This window comes from Methylophaga thalassica MP (genome assembly GCF_000214595.1).
GTDB classification, from domain to species: Bacteria; Pseudomonadota; Gammaproteobacteria; order Nitrosococcales; family Methylophagaceae; genus Methylophaga; species Methylophaga thalassica.
This window is the reverse complement of record NZ_AFIG01000001.1, coordinates 1,312,019-1,331,106: the sequence shown is the minus strand read 5'-3', so window position 1 is coordinate 1,331,106 and position 19,088 is coordinate 1,312,019. Positions and strand designations below refer to the sequence as shown.

Sequence of the window (19,088 nt, the reverse complement as noted above, 5' to 3'; positions counted from 1 at the left end):
TTCAAGTGAGTGAACTGTATTAAATGAACGTAAAATTATTTAAACAAACATCGCTGGTTGTCATGATGACGACTGCTCTAACTGCTTGTGGCGCTTTTTCATCATTGGATGAGGTGGTTCCTGACAATACTCAGAAATACCGTAAAGCTGAAACCATGCCACCGCTTGATGTGCCGCCGGATTTAAGCACAAGCCGTATTAAAGATGATATTTCCGGTAATCAAACAAATACTGCAACTTACTCTGAATTTGAAGAAGCAGCGACAAATCCGCTGGCAGCTAAATACAACATTACACCGGATACAAAACCCGCACTGTCAGGTGAAGGTAAAGACCGACATCTCGTTGTGCCAGGTGAACGTGAAGTGACTTGGCAGCGCATCATTGATTTCTGGGCTACCAAAAACTTGGGCATTGCTCGCGCAGATGACCGCATTGGTTTGATGGATACAACGCCTGATGCAGATGGTTATGTGTATCGAATCCGAGTGGAACGAGGCGATACCTCTAAGATGGCGAAAGTCTATTTAGGTAACCCTGATGATGAGCAAGCGAATACTCAGAAAGATGAAGCCATGCTTCGTCAACTGGCTGATTATTTAGGTACGCTTTATCAACAGGATATGGAACAGTTTAAATTAGCTACGCCAGCACCACCACCAGAAGAAACAGCGCGTGTCTTACTGATGGATGATAGCAATGGTCAGCAAAGCTTACTGATTGAGCAGGATTTCCAAACTGTTTGGGGCCGAGTCGGACGTGTACTTGATAGCAAAGGTTTCTCTGTAGAAGATCGTGATCGTACTAAAGGACAATACTTTGTTCGTTATATTGATCCATTCAAGAAAGCCGAAGAAGATGATGAAGGCATGCTGAGTAAGCTGGCTTTCTGGCGTGATGATGTTGAGAAAAAACCAAACGAATACTACTACATTAAGTTGCTGTCTGATGCTGATCAAACACGTGTGATGGTATTAGATTCAAATGAAGTGCGAACTTCTGATGAATCTGCTAAACGTTTGTTAGATCTGATTCAGGAACAACTTGCACCGTAATGCGTTTTGCTTCCCTTGGAAGTGGTAGTCGAGGAAACGCTACGCTGGTAACATCGGGAGAAACCACAGTCATGATTGACTGTGGTTTTTCTGCTCGTGAGGCTGAAAAACGTTTGCAAATGCTGGGCGTCGATCCTCATCAACTGTCAGCTTTATTAGTGACGCATGAACATGCGGATCATATGGCAGGCATCCGGGTCATGGCACGTAAATATCGCCTACCAGTCTATACAACACCTGGCACTGCAGGCTGTTTACCTGAAGATGTTGCACCTCACATTAAAACATTTAATTGTCACGAAACCTTCAGCATCAAGGATTTGGAAGTTGAACCTTTCCCAGTTCCGCATGATGCAAGAGAGCCCAGCCAGTTTGTATTTGGTGATGGACAACACCGTTTAGGATTATTGACAGATGTGGGCTCAATTACACCTTTGATTGAGCAAATATTGTCGGGTTGTCATGGATTATTGTTAGAAGCTAATCACGATATGATGATGCTCGAGCAGGGGGAATACCCCGAACATCTTAAACGTCGAGTTGGTGGCAGGCTGGGTCATTTAAATAACGTGCAATCCGCCTCATTACTTGAGAAAATTGACACCACGAACTTGCAGCATATTATGGCAATGCATATTTCTGAAAAAAATAATTGTCCGTCACTTGTTGTGCCATTGCTCGCTGATGCACTGGCATGTGAACATGACTGGATTGGCATTGCAGACCAAGAGGCCGGTTTTGACTGGCGTGAAATAACTAACCGCTAAGAGATAGCTGATGCAAAAGAAACAAGAATTGTATTCTGGTAAAGCCAAAAGTGTTTTTGCTACGGATAATGAAGATTATGTCGTTCTGAGCTTTCGTGATGACACCTCGGCATTTGATGGTGAAAAAGTTGAACAGTTAAACCGCAAAGGCATGGTTAATAACAAATTCAATGCTTTCATCATGCAATATCTGGCAGATAAAGGTATTCCGACGCATTTTGAAGCGTTGCTGAACGACACCGAATCATTGGTTAAAAACATGAAAATGGTGCCTGTGGAATGTGTCGTACGTAATGTGGCTTCAGGTAGTCTGGTTCGTCGCCTTGGCGTTGAAGATGGACTTGAACTCAATCCACCCGTATTTGAATTTTTCCTGAAAAATGATGCATTACATGATCCGATGATTAATGAATATCACATCGAAACATTCGGATGGGCAAAAGCTGAAGATATAAGCAAAATGAAAGAGTTGACGTTTAAAGTTAATGAACATTTGCAGAAATTATTTGCTGATGCTGGGATGATCTTGGTCGACTATAAGCTGGAGTTCGGTTTGTTCAAAGGCGAGATTTATTTAGGTGATGAGTTTAGTCCAGATGGTTGCCGTCTGTGGGATGCAGAAACACGTAAAAAACTGGATAAAGATCGTTTCAGACAAGGTTTGGGTGGTGTAATCGAAGCCTATGAAGAAGTAGCACAGCGTATAGGCGTTAAATTATAGGTTCAAGTTATTAAGGCTCATTTCGTTAATTGCGAAATGAGCCTTTTTTTCACATACATACCTTGCTCTAACGGGTGAATAAAAGATTGCTCATATACACAATATGTATTGTGATTTATGATGTTTTTGCATTTCTAAAACTGGAGTTTTAAATGAAAACACCAGATTTACCTGAGAACGAACAGGAAAGATTAGCGACACTGAATTCGCTGACGATTCTTGATTCTGCACCAGATGAACGTTTTGATCGACTAACAAGAATCGCTGTTAAATTGTTTGATGTTCCCGTCGCACTTGTCAGCATTGTTGATAAAAATCGTCAATGGTTTAAGTCCTGTCAGGGCTTGGATATCACCGAAACTCCCCGAGATCTGTCTTTCTGCGGTCATGCCATTTTAGGAGAGGGGGCCTTTGTTGTTGAGGATACGCATCAAGATGAACGTTTTGTCGACAACCCTTTATTGATAGGTCAAAAGCACATACGTTTTTATGCTGGTTACCCCATTCGTTACTTGGATGGCAGTAAGTTAGGTACCTTGTGTATCAAAGATGTTAAGCCAAGAGCTTTCACAGAGGAAGACCGACAGTTATTGAGAGACTTGGCCACCATTGTTGAGCACGAAATTCAAGCGGTTGAATTGGCTACGATGGATGAACTTACAGGCATATTAAACCGACGAGGATTTAATATGTCGGCAGAAAAATCCTTGAATATCTGCAAACGGGGTGCGCTGCCCGTAGCTTTAGTTTTTCTTGACCTTAATGAATTTAAACCCATCAATGATAAATTTGGTCATGCCGAGGGTGATAGAGCGCTTCAGCAGTTCGCAAGCGTTTTAGATGACGTCGGCAGAGATTCAGACATAGTGGCCAGAATGGGCGGAGATGAGTTTGTCATTCTATTAGTTGATGCCGACAAAAAAGCTGTCGATCAAGTGATGAAACGATTTTCTCAGCAAATTGAACGCTGTAATGAGCAGCAAGCGTTGGGGTATGACATTACTTTTTCATACGGGATTGTACTCTTTGATCCTGCAAAACACGTGACAATAAATGATCTACTTTCTGAAGGCGATGCGCTGATGTATAAGCGCAAGAAAAGTCGTTAGTTTAACTAACGACTTTCCAGTGTATTTGCTTGCCTGCTCGCATTGGTACCAATGAGCTGTCAGCAAAACTTAACGTTTCTGGTACATCCCAACTTTCTTTGACTAAGCTTATCTTATCTTCGTTTCTTGGCAGACGATAAAAATCGGCTCCATTAAAACTGGCAAAAGCTTCTAATTTATCCAGTGCCTGTGCGGCTTCAAACGCTTCTGCATACAATTCGATAGCGGCATGTGCGCTATAAATACCTGCGCAGCCACAGCTCGTTTCTTTGCCTGACCGTGGATGCGGTGCACTATCAGTGCCTAAAAAGAATTTTTTACTGCCACAGGTGGCAGCTTGTATCAAAGCCTGTTGATGGGTATTTCTCTTCAATACCGGTAAACAATAATGATGAGGATGAATGCCGCCGACTAAAAGGTCATTTCTATTTAACAAAAGATGATGTGGCGTTATGGTGGCAGCTATATTCTCGCTAGCCGTCGCTACAAATTCCGCAGCATTTGATGTTGTGATGTGTTCAAACACAATTCTTAACTCAGGAAAGTCATTAATCAGCGGAATTAATACTTGATCGATAAATACTTTTTCACGGTCAAATACATCAATATCAGCTGACGTCACTTCACCATGAACAAGTAATGGCATGCCTATTTTCTGCATCGCGTCTAAGGCGTTATAACAATGTTTTAGATCGGTGACACCAGCGTCTGAATTGGTTGTTGCACCAGCCGGATAGAGTTTCACGGCATGAACAACGCCACTTTCTTTAGCGCGATAAATTTCATCGGCAGAGGTGTTATCGGTGAGATACAATGTCATTAACGGTTGAAACTGACTATCTGCAGGTATGTTTTTAACTATCCTGCTTTTATAGTCGAGTGCCAGGGCGGTACTGATGACTGGTGGTCGCAGATTTGGCATGACGATGGCTCGTCCGAATATTCTGGCGGTATCAACAACTGTGCGCTGAAGAGCCAGATCGTCGCGCAAGTGTAAGTGCCAGTCGTCTGGTCGGGTTAACGTTATTTGGTTTTGATTTAATTGTGTCATAGCGGCGAATTATGCCACAGCAAATGCATTAAGGATAAATAGATCTTTTCTTCGCTGAGAGGCGACAGACCTTATTCTTGACCTTATCAAGCATTACAAGTAACTTTACACGTTTACAATTTTTTAGCTCACTAAAAAGAACGGCATACATATAAGGGGAACACGTGGAATTAAGTGGTGCCGAGATATTAGTTCAATGTCTCAAAGACGAAGGTGTTGAATACCTTTTCGGGTATCCTGGTGGTGCAGTGCTGCATATCTATGACGCGCTATATAATCAGGAAGATGTCAAACACATTCTGGTTCGACATGAGCAAGCTGCAACACATGCTGCAGATGGCTACGCTCGGGCTACAGGTAAACCTGGTGTGGTCTTAGTCACATCTGGTCCTGGTGCTACAAATGCTGTCACTGGTATTGCAACGGCATATATGGATTCCATTCCAATGGTGGTCATCACCGGTCAAGTTAGCACTGCTGTTATTGGTAGTGATGCTTTTCAGGAAGTTGATGCAGTTGGGATTACACGCCCGTGCGTTAAGCACAACTTTTTAGTTAAAGATATCAATGATCTCGCTGAGACAGTTAAAAAAGCATTTTATGTTGCTTCGACTGGTCGGCCAGGTCCTGTTGTTGTCGATGTTCCTAAAGACATTACTGATCCGTCTATAAAAGTGCCTTATCACTACCCAGAAAAAGTAGTGATGCGTTCTTATCAGCCAACAGTGAAAGGCCATACCGGTCAAATCAAACGCGCTGTTGATCTGATGTTATCTGCCAAAAAACCCATGATTTACACGGGGGGTGGTGTTGTATTAGGTAACGGCTCAGAGGAGTTGCGAAAATTCGTTCGTCATCTTGGATTCCCAATTACCAGTACCTTAATGGGGCTAGGTGCTTATCCTTCAACGGATAAACAGTTCCTTGGTATGCTTGGGATGCATGGCACTTATGAAGCGAATATGGCGATGCATGATTGTGATGTGCTAATTGCTATTGGTGCTCGCTTTGATGACAGGGTAACCGGAAAAATTGCAGAGTTTTGCCCCCACGCACAGATCGTGCATATTGATATCGATCCTTCGTCCATTTCTAAGACGATCACGGTAGATATTCCTATTGTGGGTAGTGTTCCTGACGTGCTTCAGGAAATGAACCACTTGTTGACAAATAGCAGTAAAAAGCCACAGAAAAAAGCCATTGAAGAGTGGTGGAAAATCATTAATGGCTGGCGTGCTAAACAATGTATGAGCTATGACCGTAATAGCGATAAAATCAAGCCGCAATCGGTAATAGAGATGGTTCATGACATTACCAGTGGTGATGCTTATGTGACTTCAGATGTTGGTCAGCATCAGATGTGGGCAGCGCAATATTATGGTTTTGATAAACCCAATCGCTGGATTAATTCCGGTGGTCTGGGAACCATGGGATTTGGTTTACCTGCTGCCATGGGTGTTCAGTTAGCTTATCCTGATGACACGGTTGTTTGTGTTACCGGTGAAGGCAGTATCCAAATGTGTATTCAGGAATTATCGACCTGTCTGCAGTATGGGCTGCCAATCAAAATTGTTGCTCTGAATAATCGTTACTTAGGTATGGTTCGTCAGTGGCAGGAATTTTTCTATGAAAATCGTTATTCGCACTCTTATATGGAATCATTACCAGACTTTGTGAAGTTAACGGAAAGTTATGGTCATGTCGGTATTCGCATTGAAAAACCCGAAGATCTCAGGGCAGAACTCGAACGCGGTTTTGCTATGAAAGATCGTTTGGTTTTCTTTGATATCGTTACCGATCAAACAGAAAACGTATATCCGATGATTGCTCAAGGTAAGGCACACAATGACATGCATATGTCACCATACAGTGCGCCTGCTCAAGAGTCTGAAAGGGAGCTGTCATAACCATGCGCCATATTATTTCTATCCTGATCGAAAACGAAGCAGGGGCTTTGTCGCGTGTGGCGGGTCTTTTTTCTGCACGGGCATACAATATTGAGTCACTCACTGTTGCACCAACAGAAGATCCATCTTTGTCACGTATGACGATTGTGACTAACGGCACAGACCGTATCATCGAGCAGATTGTGAAACAACTAAACAAACTGATCGATGTTGTAAAACTAATGGACTTAACTGAAGGGCCTCACATTGAGCGTGAAATGATGCTGATTAAAGTCAAAGCAGCAACCATGGCTCAAAGAGAAGACGTTAAACGTCTTTGTGATATTTTTCGGGGACATATTATTGATGTGACCTCATCAACGTATACCATTGAATTGACAGGGGCTGTCAGCAAGCTGGATTCATTTATCGAAGCACTTGCTGAACATAAAATTATTGAAACTGTCCGTTCAGGTGTCACAGGTATTGCTCGCGGCGAGAAAAGCTTGCACCTGTAAACTGAATTTATATTCGTTCAAGAAAATCTAAGGAATTCAATCATGAGTTTGAACATTTATTACGATAAAGATTGTGACTTATCAATCATCCAGGGGATGAAAGTCACCATCGTTGGTTATGGTTCACAAGGCCATGCCCACGCATGTAACCTGAAAGATTCAGGTGTTGATGTCACAGTTGCTTTACGTGCCGGTTCTTCATCTATTGCTAAAGCACAAGCTGCTGGTCTGACAGTTTCTGATAACGTCGGTGAAGCAGTGAAAGGTGCTGATCTGGTGATGATTCTGACACCTGATGAGTTCCAATCTCAGCTATACAAACAAGAAATCGAACCTAACCTGAAAAAAGGTGCTGTTTTAGCCTTTGCTCATGGTTTTGCGATTTTATATAACCAAATTCTACCGCGTGAAGATCTTGACGTTATCATGATTGCACCAAAAGCGCCTGGTCATACAGTGCGTAGTGAATTTGTGAAAGGCGGTGGTATTCCTGACTTAATCGCTATCGAACAAGACGCTTCAGGCCGTGCAAAAGATATCGCACTGTCATATGCATCTGGTGTTGGTGGTGGCCGCACAGGTATTATCGAAACCACTTTCCGTGATGAAACAGAAACCGATTTATTTGGTGAACAAGCTGTTTTATGCGGTGGTGCCGTTGAATTAGTTAAAGCCGGTTTCGAAACATTAACCGAAGCAGGTTATGCACCTGAAATGGCCTACTTCGAATGTCTGCATGAGTTAAAACTGATTGTCGATCTGATGTATGAAGGTGGTATCGCCAATATGAATTATTCAATCTCGAATAATGCTGAATATGGTGAATACGTAACCGGTCCTCGTGTTATCAACGAAGAAAGTCGTTGGGCAATGCGTGAAGCACTGAAGAATATTCAGGAAGGCAAATACGCTAAACAATTCATTCAGGAAGGTCAGACGGGTTATCCTGAAATGACAGCAATGCGTCGTATTAATGCTGAGCATCCAATTGAACAAACCGGTGCAAAACTGCGTTCTATGATGCCTTGGATTCAAAAAATTGTTGATAAGTCTAAAAACTAATCAATTAATAGTTTGAAAATCAACGGGGGCGGTTGTGAAAACAATCGCCCCCGTTTTGTTTGTGCGTCTGAACTGTCATAATGTAACGACTAATCAACAGGAGCCTGTATTTATGATTAATAGCGAAAAGCCTCAAAATCGCGGTATCTATTTACTACCGAATTTATTTACAACAGCTGGGCTGTTTGCAGGGTTTTACGCCATTGTCGCAGGCATTCGTGGTGACTTTGAAACAGCGGCTATCGCTATCTTTATCGCGATGATCATGGATGGGCTTGATGGCCGTATTGCACGTATGACTAATACCCAAAGTGCTTTTGGCGCGGAGTACGATAGTTTAGCGGATATGGTGTCGTTCGGTATGGCACCGGCATTAGTCATCTTTCAATGGTCGTTGAATGGGATGGGCAAGTTTGGCTGGATGGTAGCGTTTATCTATGCTGCCTGTGGTGCATTAAGACTGGCTAGATTTAATACTCAGATAGGAACGCAAGATAAACGTTATTTTCAGGGCCTGCCAAGCCCCGCTGCTGCGGCAATTATCGCAGGTTGGGTGTGGGCCGGTACAAGTAATGATTTCAGTGAGAATATGATTGCTATTTTCACCATTCCTATCACCTTTGGTGCAGCTATTCTGATGGTCAGTTCGATGCGTTACCATAGCTTCAAAGAGCTTGATTTAAGAAATAGGGTACCTTTTGTAGTGATGCTGGTACTCGTACTAATTTTTGCACTGGTTGCTATAGACCCACCGACAATCTTATTTAGCGTATTCTTAATTTATGGCTTATCTGGCCCTGTTTTTACTTTGTTGAAGCTGCGCCAGCATCGTTCAGAACGCGCTCAAGCAAAAGAAGAATAAAATAAACAATACTATTGATAATCTGGTTCACACATTTATGACTGATAAGCTAATAATTTTTGATACAACTTTACGCGACGGTGAGCAGAGCCCGGGCGCATCGATGACAAAGGATGAAAAAGTCCGTATTGCTAAAGCGCTTGAGCGCATGCGGGTTGATGTTATCGAGGCTGGATTTCCCATTGCCAGCACCGGTGACTTTGAAGCGGTTCAAGCCGTTGCCAAGGCCGTTAAGGATAGTCGTATTTGTGGACTATCCAGAGCATTAGATGCCGATATCGACAGAGCAGGTGAAGCACTTAAACTAGCTAATGCGTCGCGCATCCATACCTTTATTGCGACATCACCTATCCATATGAAAATGAAACTGCGGATGGAGCCTGATCAGGTAATTGAAAACGCAGTTCGTGCAGTTAAACGTGCCAGACAATATACAGACGATGTCGAGTTTTCTCCAGAAGATGCTGGTCGGAGTGAAACTGATTTTCTGTGTCGAATTCTTGAGGCAGTCATCGATGCGGGTGCATCGACTTTGAACATTCCTGACACGGTCGGTTATAACTTGCCCCACCAGTTTGGTTCATTAATTTCAACCTTACGTGAACGTATTCCCAACGCGGATAAAGCCATATTTTCTGTTCATTGCCATAATGATCTGGGTCTGGCTGTTGCCAACTCCCTATCGGCGGTCATGAATGGAGCAAGACAGGTTGAATGTACTATCAATGGTTTAGGTGAACGCGCTGGTAATGCCGCTTTAGAAGAAATTGTGATGGCGGTAAGAACACGCCAGGATATGTTCCCGTGCGATACCGATATTGATACCCAACATATCTTGTCTGCCTCACGGTTAGTGTCTGGTATTACCGGTTTTGTTGTTCAGCCAAATAAGGCGATTGTGGGTGCCAATGCCTTTGCTCATGAGTCAGGTATACATCAGGACGGTGTACTGAAAAACCGTGAAACCTACGAAATTATGCGTGCTGAAGATGTTGGCTGGAATACTAACAGAATGGTGCTTGGTAAACATTCAGGCCGAAATGCCTTCCGAAGTCGCCTTCAGGAGTTAGGCATTGAATTATCATCTGAAACTGACTTGAATGCCGCATTTACACGCTTTAAAGAGTTGGCAGATAAAAAACATGAAGTTTTTGATGAAGATATCCAAGCCTTAGTGAGTGACACAGTGGCCACTGCGGATGAACGTGTGAGTTTAATCTCAATGAAGGTGTGTAGTGAAACTGGCGAAACGCCTTTTGCTACAGTGACATTGTCAGTCGATGGTAGAGAAGTACAGACTCAAATGAGTGGCGGGGGACCTGTTGATGCGGCATATAAAGCCATAGAGTCTATTGTACAGAGTCAAACAGAGCTTCAACTGTATTCGGTTAATAGCATTACAACGGGAACCGATGCGCAAGGTGAGGTCAGTGTTCGTCTTGAGAAAGGCGGACGAATTGTAAGTGGTCAGGGTGCAGATACCGATATTGTGATTGCTTCAGCAAAAGCTTATCTCAATGCATTGAATAAAATATTAAGCCCTGTTGACCGAGCTCATCCTCAAGTCTAATGGCATTAACGCAATATCAATACTCAGTATTGTCTGAAATGGGCATACCTGTCTGGACACTACGTCAGAGCAATAATACTGAAATAATAAAGGCTAATGAGTCACTATCATCAGATAATTTGCAGAGTCAGTCTCTGCAAATTCCTGATGATGTCGAACTGCTTATTGTTGTTGAAACTACACAATTAGACACAGTTGAACGTCGATTATTATCCAGTATTCTTAAAGCCGTCAGCTTAGATACTAGGCAACAACTAATGATTGAGTCGTCAGACTTGGGGCTCATGCACCAAGATAATTTTCATAGTAAAACAATTATTACTATGACTCAGACTGAACACAGCTTACCTGATGATATTGAATGCGTTCAGTTACCATCTTTAGCAGCCATGCAAAGTCAACCCTCTTTAAAAGCCGTTGCCTGGCAACGATTAAAACATTATCGCACCGCTTTTAATTAACGGATAAAAAATATGGTCTCCCCAAGAGTTATGACGGATCAGGACTTGCAGGTTGTTCATAATATCGAATGCTCAGCAAATCAGTTTCCGTGGACGCTCAAGAACTTTTCCGATAGTCTTGATGCCGGACATTATGCATGGGTCTATTCTGATGCTTATGATGTGATTTTGGGTTATGCCATTGTGCAGTTAGTCCTGGACGAAGCTCATCTGCTTAACCTTTGTGTCAGACCAGATATGCAACGACAAGGATATGGTCGATTTATACTTGAGCATATCATTGATTTTTCCAAAGCCCGATCGGCTTCGATTGTGGTTTTAGAAGTTAGAGAGTCAAACAAGAAAGCACAAAATCTCTATGAACAGCTAGGTTTTAATGAAATGTCAGTCCGCAGAGCTTATTACCCGGCAGAAAATGGTAGAGAGAATGCAATATTGATGGGTTTGGATTTATCTATGTTATCGATTTTCGGTGATATATAAGTAAACTGAAGGCCACGGCACTTGATATCATCTGAGTGCTCTTTTAGAATAATTGACTCAATTACTCGGTTATTTTTCACATATTAGGAGATAAAAACATGGCTTATGAATTGCCACCACTTCCCTATGCTAAGGATGCATTAGAACCAACAATTTCAGCAGAAACGCTTGAATATCATTATGGTAAACATCACCAAACTTATGTGACTAACTTGAATAACTTGGTACCGGGTACTGAATTTGAAGGTAAGTCATTAGAAGAAATCATCACTAAAGCTTCTGGTGGTATCTTTAATAATGCCGCGCAAGTTTGGAACCATACTTTCTACTGGAACTGCATGACACCAAATGCAAAAGGTGCTCCAGAAGGCGATTTAGCTGCTGCTATCGACAGCACATTTGGTTCTTTTGATGAATTTAAAGAAGCATTCAGCAAATCAGCGGCGACAAACTTTGGTTCAGGCTGGACTTGGTTAGTCAAAAATGCTGATGGCAGTATTGCTATCGTTAACACAAGTAATGCTGGCTGCCCGCTGACAGATGGTCAAAAACCTTTATTGACTGTTGACGTTTGGGAACATGCTTATTACATTGACTTCCGTAATGCACGCCCTAAATATCTGGAAGCTTTCTGGGGCTTGGTTAACTGGGACTTCGTATCAGCAAACTTTGCTGGCTAGTTAATCGTGTTGTAGAGTAAATTTGTTTATTACTTTATAACATTATAAAATACACGATTTTTGATAAATGGCAGTTTCATTTGAAACTGCCATTTTTCGTTTATTGGCTTTAAAAAGCCGTTTTTTTAATGCCGTCAGGGCAAGGAGTACAAGCCATGACAGAATCGGTCATGCCCACATACGGACGTCTAGACGTCACTTTTAGTGAAGGTAAAGGCGCTTGGTTAACTGATACAGATGGAAAACGCTATCTTGATGCGTTAAGCGGTATTGCTGTATGTAATTTGGGGCATTGCCATCCTGCCGTGACGCGAGCTATTCAGCACCAGGCGGAAACATTAGTACATACTTCCAATATGTACCATATTGCTTTGCAAGAAAAACTGGCTGATAAGCTAACGGCCTTGTCTGGAATGGATCAGGTGTTTTTTTGTAATTCAGGTGCAGAAGCCAATGAAGCTGCAATTAAGATTGCTCGCAAATATGGCCACAGTAAAGGCATAGATAAGCCTGTAGTGATTGTAATGGATGGCAGTTTCCATGGTCGTACAATGGCGACGTTGACTGCCACAGGTAATGCTAAGGTGCAGGTAGGATTTGATCCTTTAGTGCCTGGCTTTGTCCGTGTTCCATACAATGATCTTGATGCTTTACGCATGGCGATTGGTCACTGGCCTGAAGCCGTGGCAGTGTTACTTGAACCTGTACAAGGTGAAGGCGGAATTAAAATACCTGACAGTGAATATTTAGCGGGTGTTCGTGCCATCTGTACACAACGCAAATTACTGATGATGCTGGATGAAGTGCAGACAGGTATTGCCAGAACGGGTAAATGGTTTGCTTATCAACATAATGCAGAGCTCGTACCTGATGTGATGACCTTGGCGAAAGGGCTGGGTAATGGTATGCCAATTGGCGCTTGTCTTGTTGCTGGTAATGCTGTTGGTATTTTACAAGCAGGTAATCATGGTTCGACATTTGGTGGCAATCCGTTAGCCTGTAGTGCAGCATTAAGCGTATTAAACACGATCGAAGAAGATGGCATATTGGGACACGTCAACGTGCTTGGAAAACAAATGCTGGAAGGTTTTCAGCAAAGACTGCTTGGCAAAGCTGGCGTGAAAGATGTGCGTGCACATGGGATGATGTTTGGTATCGAGTTATCAATGCCTTGTGCTGAGTTGGTTAAAAAAGCACTAGCAGAAGGTCTGTTGATTAATGTCACAGCAGAATCTGTTATTCGCTTATTACCACCGTTAATCCTCAATGTTGAGGAGTCCCAAATGATCGTAGATAAGGTGAGTAAACTCGTACTCGAGTTTTTGTCTTCGCAACAGGTTGAGAGTGTAGCCTAAACATGAGACATTTTTTAACTTTAAAAGACTTGAGTGCTAATGAGTTAGAAGCATTAATTAATCGTGCATCTGAGCTCAAAAAAATGCAGCATAAAGGTGAAATTTACCAGCCTTTGAAGAATAAAGTCCTGGCGATGATTTTTGAAAAGTCATCTACACGTACCCGGGTTTCCTTTGAATCAGCCATGATACAGTTTGGTGGTGGCTCAATATTTTTATCACCTGATGATACTCAACTTGGTCGTGGTGAACCTGTAGAGGATTCTGCACGTGTAATTTCATCTATGGTGGATGCGGTAATGATCCGTACCTTTGAACATGCCAAGATTGAAACATTTGCAAAATACTCTTCTGTCCCGGTAATCAATGCTCTGACCGACGATTTTCATCCATGTCAGTTATTAGCCGATATGCAGACTTATCAAGAGCATCGTGGTTCAATTAAAGGTAAGAAAGTGGTCTGGATTGGGGATGGCAATAATATGTGCCATTCATATATCAATGCTGCGCAACAATTTGGCTTTGAGCTGCATATAGCCACGCCGGTAGGTTATGAACCGAAAGCGGATATTGTGTCGTCGGTAGATGCCACAATTGCGTTATTCAATAATCCAGCAGAGGCGGCAAAAGATGCGGATCTTGTTGTAACTGATGTCTGGGCCAGCATGGGACAGGAAGAAGAACAACGTAAACGTGAAGAAGCTTTTGCTGAGTTTCAGGTCAATAGTGACATCATGAAACTGGCAGCAAAAGATGCTTTGTTTATGCACTGTTTACCCGCACATCGTGGTGAAGAAGTCACTGCCGATGTCATTGATGGTGAACAAAGTGTTGTATGGGATGAAGCTGAAAATCGATTACATGCACAAAAGGCTTTATTAGAATTTTTATGTGCATAAGCAATTACAGCAAGAGCTTAGTTAATTTAGCTCTTGCTTTAATGCTTCCAGACGCTCTAGCGTACCTATATCAGACCAGCGGCCATCGTATAACTCTGCGGTCATCCGTTTATTTTTTATCGCTTTTTCAAACAATGGCCTAAGCGCTTTGCGTTCGACTTTCAGATGTTGGAAAAGTCGAGGATGGTAGAGGCCAATACCACTAAAAGTAAATTTACTCTTGCCATCAAGGCTGACTAAATTATCCGCTTGGATTGCAAAGTCGCCATCAGCATTATGATCAGGATTGTTTACCATAATTAGATGACAGTCAGTATCAGCTGCTAGCGCATGTCTTATTAGCGCAGAAAAGTCAAAGTCCGTCCAGATATCGCCATTGACCACAATGAATGGTTCGTCTCCCAGCAGACTTAATGCTTGAGTTATACCGCCAGCTGTTTCCAAGCTGCCAGCGGTTTCGGGTGAATAAACGATGCGACAACCGTAATTCTCACCATTGCCAAGAACAGCAGGAAACTGTTCACCCAGGTGAGCATAATTAATCACGATTTCCTGAATACCTGCAGATACTAAATTATCAATGAGGTATTCAATCAGACGCTTATTTCCAGCATATACAAGCGGTTTGGGAGTGTGATCTGTTAAAGGTCGCAAGCGTTCACCTCGGCCTGCAGCTAAAATCATTGCTTTCATTTTATTGCCATAATTTCGGGGGTAAAGGTAAGAAACTCATATAAAGCCTCAAGTTCTTTGTATCGCTCGCAGACTTCCAGTACATAGTGAAGCGTAAGAGGTAAGTCATTAAGGTAATTAGCTTTACCATCACGATAGTTGAGGCGGCAAAAGATGCCAAGCACTTTAAGGTGTCTCTGCAATCCGGTCAAATCAAACCAACGCTGTAGATCCTTACCTTGGGATTGTGTAATCAGTTTGTTATTTATTGCTTGTTCTTTGTAGTAGTTTAGCCAGTTCTGCTGCTGTTCAGCTGGCCACTGAATGTAACAATCTTTCAATAATGACACCAAATCATAGGTAATTGGGCCGACCACCGCATCCTGAAAATCGATAATACCGAGGGTATTGTCGGCACAGACCATTAGGTTTCGGCTGTGGTAATCACGATGAACAAAGCAGCTAGGTTGCTGTTGTATTTCATCAATAAGAAAATCATAGACAGCGGTGAGTATTTTCGGGACTTTTAAGTCTAAATGTCGACTCAGAAACCAATCAGGGAATAGTGACATTTCATCCCGTAGTTTTGTCTCATCATAATCAGCTAATGATGTGTTTGCCGGATGAGTTTTTTGCATAGAAATTAACTCATCAATGGCTTTCCGATAGAGATTATCGGCATTGGCAGATGTTAATGACTTTAAAAAGGAAGTATCGCCAAAATCACTGAGCAGTAAATAGCCATTATCTTCATCTTTGGCATAGATATGTGGCACTGCGACATCATATTGTGCAAGAAACTCATCAATTTTGATAAAGCTGCTTATATCTTCATGCTCAGGCGGTGCATCCATCACGATGTAGGAGCTCTCATTTTGTTTCAAGCGGAAATATCTTCTGAAACTAGCATCACTGGATGCTACCGTGATATTTAAATGATCATCAGGAAATAGTTTTTCTACCCAGGTAGTCAGTTGATTGAGTCTGGCATCGTTGATCGCGTTTTTCATGTAATTTTTACTCAAAATCTAAGTCTTTGTTCTTTATTTATAAATTTAGTTTGTGATGAAATCATTGTGACTCTATGAAAAGAGTGGTGTGAATATTATTTATATCTGGCGTATTATCGGGAATTATTTCCTAACTCATCAGTCAATCTGATGGGTGTTAAATAATGCTTTAGCTACAATGGAGTCGCAATGAAAAAATTTTTAATATCGGCACTTTTATTAAGTGCATCTTCAGCTGTTATCGCTCAAGAGTATGTCACACCTGCTGATATGCCAGAAGCAGCACAAACGAAAATGTACTCTATCCTCACAGACTACAATAAATGCATGATGCAAGGACACTTGCATTCGAATCATACAGCTGAAAACCCACAAAAAGCCGCTGAAGCAGTTATGCAAAGTTGTGAAAACCACCTTGATGAACTGAAAACGCATTTAACGTCCAACGGCGTTGAAAGCAGTTTAGTTGAAGGTATGGCTAAGTCAATGCGTTCAAAAGCCGCTCGTCAGCTTATGACAAAAACAATGAACAATTACGCAGCACAAGCTGCTGCTATGGCTAATGCCGAAAAACTGAAAGAGCAATCAGCAAACGAATAAATGTTTTACTCATTGAGTTGAAGAACATCAACGCCTTCCTTGTTCAACAACTCAATGAGTTTTATCAGAGGCAAACCAATCAGACTATTTGGGTCATCACCCTCTAATTTAGTAAATAAAGCAATGCCTAAGCCTTCGGATTTAAAACTGCCAGCACACTGATAGGGCTTTTCTTGTTCCAGATAAAAGTGAATCTGCTTTTCAGACAGTGATCTGAAATGAACAGTAAAAGGTTCTACTAAGTGATGCATCGTTAGGCTTTGAGCGTTATACAAGGCTAAGCCTGTATAGAAGGTGACAGCCTTACCTGAAGCAGATAAAAGCTGTTTTACAGCCGTTTCATGATTGCCGGGTTTACCTAAGATTTTGCCATCTATCACTGCAACCTGGTCAGAACCAATAATGAGTGCTTCAGGGTAGTCTTTAGCAATGGCTAAGGCTTTTTCCTTTGCTAAGCGTTCAACCAGTGATGGGGCTGTTTCCCCTTCAAGTACAGATTCATCTATATCGGGTGCGTGTTGTATAAAGTCTATCCCCAGCTTTTTTAAAACTTCAGCTCTGAACGGTGAGCTGGAGCCCAGTATTAATGTCTGCATGATATTTTTCAATGTTATTAAGTTTAGGTAATAACTGTGGGCACTGTTCTACCTGTTAGCACAGCTATATTGGCTAACTGGTTTGCCAGCTCGATAAGCTCAGATAAGGCTGTCTGTGTATCTTGATTTAGTCTATCAGGCCTGTCTTCATAAGATTCGATATATACGCGTAATGTGGCGCCTTCTGTTCCGGTACCTGACAATCTGTAAATAATTCTGTCACCACCTTCAAAGCCAATACGAATGCCTTGTTTTTCAGCGATACTGTTGTCGATAGGGTCATGATAACTAAAGTTATCCGCATAGCTGACAACTCGATCTCCGAACTGTTTCTTTGGCAAGCTTGGGAGCTGAGTTTGCAGATGTTGAATTAACGCTTCTGCTTGTTCAGTAGGAACACCTTCGTAATCATGTCGAGTGTAATAATTCCGCCCAAATTGTTGCCAATGTTGATTAACCAGCTCAGCGACGGACTGATGTTTAACCGCTAAAATATTTAGCCAGAAAAGGACTGCCCACAAGCCATCTTTTTCACGAATATGATTCGAGCCTGTGCCAAAGCTTTCCTCGCCGCAGAGAGTGACGCGATTTGCGTCTAATAAGTTACCAAAGAACTTCCAGCCGGTCGGCGTTTCATGTGATTCGATACCCAGTTTTTCAGCAACGCGATCGGCGGCCTGGCTGGTTGGCATTGAGCGAGCTATACCCGCAATACCAGATTTATAAGCAGGGATGTACTGTGCATTCGCAGCGAGAATCGCCAAGCTATCAGACGGGGTGACAAAAAACTGTTTACCGAGGATCATATTACGATCACCATCGCCATCCGAAGCGGCGCCAAAATCAGGCGCATCATCAGAAAATAATTCTGTAACGAGTTGTTCGGCATATGTCAGATTCGGATCAGGGTGACCACCACCAAAGTCAGGTAATGGAATACCATTTATCACTGTGCCGGCAGGGGCGCCTAGACGTTTTTCTAAAATCTCAATTGCATAAGGACCGGTGACCGCATGCATGGCATCGAAGCGCATAGAAAAGTTGCTGGAAGTTAGTAGTGCTTGTATGGCACGGAAATCAAAAATAGTTGCCATCAATTCTGTGTAATCGACTACTGAATCAATTACTTCAACACTCATCTCTCCTAAACTCTGCGTGCCTAATTTATGAAGAGCGATATCTGCTGCATTGGATATTTTGTATTGGCTGATTTCAGCTGTTTGCTGATAGATTTGATTGGTAATTGATTCCGGCGCTGGACCGCCGTTACTCGTGTTAAATTTTATGCCGAAATCACCATCAATACCCGCGGGGTTATGACTGGCAGATAAAATCAAGCCACCAAAAGCCTGATATTTTCTGATAACGCATGATGCAGCAGGTGTCGACAGAATACCATTTTGACCAACCCAGACATGAGCAAAACCATTGGCTGCTGCCATTTTCAGAATTATCTGTATGGCTGTTTGGTTATAATAACGGCCATCGCCACCGACAACGAGGGTTTTACCTTCACAATCACCCAGCGCGTTAAAAGTCGATTGAATAAAGTTTTCCAGATAGTGGGGTTGTTTAAATACACTTACTTTCTTGCGTAAACCAGAAGTGCCTGGTTTTTGGCCTTCAAAAGGTGTGGTATTTATCGTCGAAATTGGCATAAAAACTTTCCTGAATGAAACAATTGAGCAGCATTATTGCTAGACTCACGCTATTTGAATGTAATCCACTATA

20 protein-coding genes are annotated in these 19,088 nt (G+C 42.3%); 15 read left to right on the top strand and 5 right to left on the bottom strand.

Annotated features, from left to right (window positions below; translation table 11 throughout):
* The first annotated feature begins 23 nt into the window (after nt 1–23).
* The 4 genes from bamC (at nt 24) to MAMP_RS16520 (ending at nt 3,652) form a co-directional block, all read left to right on the top strand.
* Nucleotides 24–1,055 carry an outer membrane protein assembly factor BamC gene (gene bamC, locus MAMP_RS06330; protein ID WP_007145177.1) on the top strand — a complete coding sequence of 344 codons (1,032 nt, stop codon included), beginning with the start codon at nt 24–26 and terminating at the stop codon, nt 1,053–1,055.
* The gene (locus MAMP_RS06325; RefSeq protein WP_040576221.1) at nt 1,055–1,822 is read left to right on the top strand and encodes an MBL fold metallo-hydrolase; all 768 of its coding nucleotides are present in this window, start codon (nt 1,055–1,057) and stop codon (nt 1,820–1,822) included. The genes bamC and MAMP_RS06325 overlap by 1 nt, the downstream gene beginning before the upstream one ends.
* Nucleotides 1,823–1,832: 10 nt before the next feature.
* Nucleotides 1,833–2,543 (top strand): phosphoribosylaminoimidazolesuccinocarboxamide synthase, encoded by a 711-nt coding sequence (gene purC, locus MAMP_RS06320; RefSeq protein ID WP_007145175.1) that lies wholly within the window; start codon nt 1,833–1,835, stop codon nt 2,541–2,543.
* Between the two features lie 152 nt (nt 2,544–2,695).
* Nucleotides 2,696–3,652 carry a sensor domain-containing diguanylate cyclase gene (locus tag MAMP_RS16520; protein ID WP_007145174.1) on the top strand — a complete coding sequence of 319 codons (957 nt, stop codon included), beginning with the start codon at nt 2,696–2,698 and terminating at the stop codon, nt 3,650–3,652.
* A 1-nt stretch (nt 3,653) separates the two neighbouring features.
* Here MAMP_RS16520 and pyrC read toward each other — a convergent pair whose 3' ends face one another.
* A complete protein-coding gene (gene pyrC, locus MAMP_RS06310; protein WP_007145173.1) occupies nt 3,654–4,703 on the bottom strand; it encodes a dihydroorotase in 1,050 nt (349 codons plus the stop codon).
* A 164-nt stretch (nt 4,704–4,867) separates the two neighbouring features.
* Between pyrC and MAMP_RS06305 the strand changes: the two genes are divergently transcribed.
* The 10 genes from MAMP_RS06305 (at nt 4,868) to argF (ending at nt 14,479) form a co-directional block, all read left to right on the top strand.
* Nucleotides 4,868–6,610: an acetolactate synthase 3 large subunit gene (locus tag MAMP_RS06305; RefSeq protein WP_007145172.1), complete on the top strand. Its 1,743-nt coding sequence runs from the start codon at nt 4,868–4,870 to the stop codon at nt 6,608–6,610.
* Nucleotides 6,611–6,612: 2 nt separating this feature from the next.
* Nucleotides 6,613–7,107 (top strand): acetolactate synthase small subunit, encoded by a 495-nt coding sequence (gene ilvN, locus MAMP_RS06300; RefSeq protein WP_007145171.1) that lies wholly within the window; start codon nt 6,613–6,615, stop codon nt 7,105–7,107.
* A 48-nt stretch (nt 7,108–7,155) separates the two neighbouring features.
* Nucleotides 7,156–8,169: a ketol-acid reductoisomerase gene (ilvC, locus tag MAMP_RS06295; RefSeq protein ID WP_040576429.1), complete on the top strand. Its 1,014-nt coding sequence runs from the start codon at nt 7,156–7,158 to the stop codon at nt 8,167–8,169.
* A gap of 112 nt (nt 8,170–8,281) precedes the next feature.
* The gene (pssA, locus tag MAMP_RS06290) at nt 8,282–9,031 is read left to right on the top strand and encodes a CDP-diacylglycerol--serine O-phosphatidyltransferase (RefSeq protein ID WP_007145169.1); all 750 of its coding nucleotides are present in this window, start codon (nt 8,282–8,284) and stop codon (nt 9,029–9,031) included.
* A gap of 37 nt (nt 9,032–9,068) precedes the next feature.
* The gene (locus MAMP_RS06285) at nt 9,069–10,601 is read left to right on the top strand and encodes a 2-isopropylmalate synthase (protein ID WP_007145168.1); all 1,533 of its coding nucleotides are present in this window, start codon (nt 9,069–9,071) and stop codon (nt 10,599–10,601) included.
* Nucleotides 10,601–11,062, top strand: coding sequence for a DNA polymerase III subunit psi (locus tag MAMP_RS06280; RefSeq protein WP_007145167.1), 462 nt, complete (start codon nt 10,601–10,603; stop codon nt 11,060–11,062). The genes MAMP_RS06285 and MAMP_RS06280 overlap by 1 nt, the downstream gene beginning before the upstream one ends.
* A 12-nt stretch (nt 11,063–11,074) precedes the next feature.
* A complete protein-coding gene (rimI, locus tag MAMP_RS06275) occupies nt 11,075–11,545 on the top strand; it encodes a ribosomal protein S18-alanine N-acetyltransferase (protein ID WP_007145166.1) in 471 nt (156 codons plus the stop codon).
* A 98-nt stretch (nt 11,546–11,643) separates the two neighbouring features.
* Complete coding sequence (sodB, locus tag MAMP_RS06270; protein ID WP_007145165.1) at nt 11,644–12,225, top strand: superoxide dismutase [Fe]; 582 nt, start codon at nt 11,644–11,646, stop codon at nt 12,223–12,225.
* A 155-nt stretch (nt 12,226–12,380) separates the two neighbouring features.
* Nucleotides 12,381–13,580, top strand: coding sequence for an aspartate aminotransferase family protein (locus MAMP_RS06265; protein ID WP_007145164.1), 1,200 nt, complete (start codon nt 12,381–12,383; stop codon nt 13,578–13,580).
* Nucleotides 13,581–13,582: 2 nt separating this feature from the next.
* Nucleotides 13,583–14,479, top strand: coding sequence for an ornithine carbamoyltransferase (argF, locus tag MAMP_RS06260; RefSeq protein ID WP_007145163.1), 897 nt, complete (start codon nt 13,583–13,585; stop codon nt 14,477–14,479).
* Nucleotides 14,480–14,500: 21 nt separating this feature from the next.
* On the opposite strand, the gene murU is transcribed toward argF, so the two are convergent.
* A complete protein-coding gene (gene murU / locus MAMP_RS06255; RefSeq protein WP_007145162.1) occupies nt 14,501–15,172 on the bottom strand; it encodes an N-acetylmuramate alpha-1-phosphate uridylyltransferase MurU in 672 nt (223 codons plus the stop codon).
* On the bottom strand, nt 15,169–16,161 hold the full coding sequence (locus tag MAMP_RS06250) for an aminoglycoside phosphotransferase family protein (RefSeq protein ID WP_007145161.1): 993 nt from the start codon (nt 16,159–16,161) through the stop codon (nt 15,169–15,171). Before MAMP_RS06250 ends, murU begins: the two co-directional genes overlap by 4 nt.
* A 189-nt stretch (nt 16,162–16,350) precedes the next feature.
* On the opposite strand from MAMP_RS06250, the gene MAMP_RS06245 reads away from it, so the two are divergent.
* On the top strand, nt 16,351–16,761 hold the full coding sequence (locus MAMP_RS06245) for a hypothetical protein (RefSeq protein ID WP_007145160.1): 411 nt from the start codon (nt 16,351–16,353) through the stop codon (nt 16,759–16,761).
* Between the two features lie 5 nt (nt 16,762–16,766).
* On the opposite strand, the gene MAMP_RS06240 is transcribed toward MAMP_RS06245, so the two are convergent.
* Nucleotides 16,767–17,357, bottom strand: a complete 591-nt coding sequence (locus MAMP_RS06240; RefSeq protein WP_007145159.1) for a Maf family protein — start codon at nt 17,355–17,357, stop codon at nt 16,767–16,769.
* A gap of 23 nt (nt 17,358–17,380) precedes the next feature.
* The gene (locus MAMP_RS06235; RefSeq protein ID WP_007145158.1) at nt 17,381–19,015 is read right to left on the bottom strand and encodes an alpha-D-glucose phosphate-specific phosphoglucomutase; all 1,635 of its coding nucleotides are present in this window, start codon (nt 19,013–19,015) and stop codon (nt 17,381–17,383) included.
* Nucleotides 19,016–19,088: the final 73 nt, after the last annotated feature.